We start from the raw sequence: 2,244 nt of genomic DNA, 5'->3' as shown, positions 1-2,244 counted from the left end.
GACGTGCCCGCCGACGCTGCGGACGCCTTCCGCGGTGCCGGCGAGATCGTCGCCGAGCAGGCCCGCTGGTGGGCGGCCCGGGCGACCGATGCCCGCCGCGACGCCCTGGCGAGCGCCTACCGGGAGATCTCGGAGGTCGCCTCCGAGGAGTTCGTCGGCGAGTACGCGAACGACGTCGCCGTCGTCACCGGCGCCGGCAAGGGTTCCATCGCCGCCGCCGTCACCGGACGCCTCCTGGCGGGCGGGGCCACCGTGGTGGCCACCACCTCCAACCTGGACCAGTCCAAGCTGGCCTTCTTCAAGGACCTGTACCGCAGCAACGCCCGTGGCGGCGCGGCGCTGTGGGTCCTGCCGGCCAACCTGACCTCCTACTCGGACGTCGACGCGCTGGTCGAGTGGGTCGGGTCCGAGCACGCCGAGTCGGCCGGTGGCCAGACCACCGTGCTCAAGCCGGCCCTCACCCCGACGCTGCTGTTCCCGTTCGCGGCTCCCCGCGTCCAGGGCTCGATGGCCGACGCCGGCCCGCGCGCCGAGACCGAGATGCGCGTCCTGCTGTGGGGCGTGGAGAAGCTCGTCGCCGGACTCGGTGCGATCGGCGCCGACACCGACGTCGACTCCCGCCTGCACGTGGTCCTGCCGGGCTCGCCCAACCGGGGCATGTTCGGCGGCGACGGCGCCTACGGCGAGGCCAAGGCCGCGCTGGACGCCATGATCGCCAAGTGGGGCTCGGAGAAGGCATGGTCGGAGCGCGTGACGTTCGTCCACGCCATCATCGGCTGGGTCCGCGGCACCGGACTCATGGGTCACAACGACCCGCTCGTCGAGGCCGTCGAGGCCGCGGGCGTGTCCACCTGGTCGACGGCCGAGATGGCCGCCGAGCTGCTGCGCTGGTGCACCCCGGACTCCCGTTCCGCGGCCGGTGACGCCCCCGTCACCGTCGACCTCACCGGCGGACTCGGCACGGCCGACCTGGACATGTCGGCCCTCGCGGCGGACCGTCCGGCCGCCCCCACCGAGGCCTCGACCGAGGACGCCGCGGGCACGATCGCCGCGCTGCCCTCGCTGCCGACGATCACCGCCGACGAGCGTCCCGAGTGGGGCGAGGTCACCCAGCAGCTCGAGGACATGGTCGTGATGGTGGGCGCCGGCGAGGTCGGCCCCTACGGCAGTGCCCGCACCCGCTTCGAGGTGGAGACCACCGGCGACCTCACCGCCGCCGGCGTGGTCGAGCTGGCCTGGTCGACCGGGCTCATCACCTGGGAGGACTCGCCGCGCGCCGGCTGGACGGTCACCTCCTCCGGTGACCCGATCGACGAGGCCGACATCGCCGAGCGTTTCCATGACGAGGTCCTCGCCCGGGTGGGCGTGCGCACCTACGCCGACGATTCGCGGGCGGAGATGTTCGACAACACCTCGCCGCAGCTCACCTCGGTGTTCCTGCCGGAGGATCTGTCCTTCGTGGTGGACGACGAGGCCCAGGCCCGCGCCTACCAGTCCGACGACCCGGAGAACACCGTCGTCACCCGCAGCGAGGACGGCGAGTGGACGGTCACCCGCAAGGCCGGCACCGAGATCCGGGTGCCGCGCCGCGCCACCCTGACCCGGGTGGTCGGTGGGCAGATCCCCACCGGCTTCGACCCCACGGCGTGGGGCATCCCCGCCGACATGGTCTCCGGTATCGACCGGGTGGCGGCGTGGAACCTGGTCGCCACCGTGGACGCCTTCATCTCCTCGGGCTTCACCCCGGCGGAGCTGCTGGCCCACGTCCACCCGGCCGACGTCGCCAACACGCAGGGCACCGGCATGGGCGGCATGACCAGCATGCGCTCGCTGTACATCGACGGCATCCTCGGCCGCAGCCGCGCCAACGACACGCTGCAGGAGGCGCTGCCGAACGTGGTGGCCGCGCACGTCATGCAGTCCTACGTCGGCGGCTACGGTTCGATGGTCCACCCGGTGGCGGCCTGCGCCACCACCGCGGTGAGCGTCGAGGAAGGGTTCGACAAGATCCGCGCCGGCAAGGCCGAGTTCGTGGTGGCCGGCGGGTTCGACGACCTGTCCACCGAGGGCATCCAGGGCTTCGCCGACATGTCCGCGACCGCCGACTCCGCGGCCATGGCGGCCAAGGGGATCGACGAGCGGCACTACAGCCGGGCCAACGACCGGCGGCGCGGCGGGTTCGTCGAGTCGCAGGGCGGCGGCACGATCCTGCTGGCGCGCGGCGACGTCGCGGCCCGCATGGGC

Annotated in this window: 1 protein-coding gene; it reads left to right on the top strand. The window is 73.2% G+C overall.

Features of this window, described 5'->3' with window-relative positions; translation table 11 throughout:
• Nucleotides 1-2,244: beta-ketoacyl synthase N-terminal-like domain-containing protein (locus G6024_RS15045; protein ID WP_268817127.1), on the top strand; the 2,244-nt coding region annotated here is incomplete at both ends.

The organism is Dietzia maris (assembly GCF_014144855.1).
In the GTDB taxonomy this organism is placed as follows: Bacteria; Actinomycetota; Actinomycetes; order Mycobacteriales; family Mycobacteriaceae; genus Dietzia; species Dietzia kunjamensis.
The sequence above is the reverse complement of the archived record's forward strand: the minus strand, read 5'-3'. Positions and strand labels throughout refer to the sequence as shown.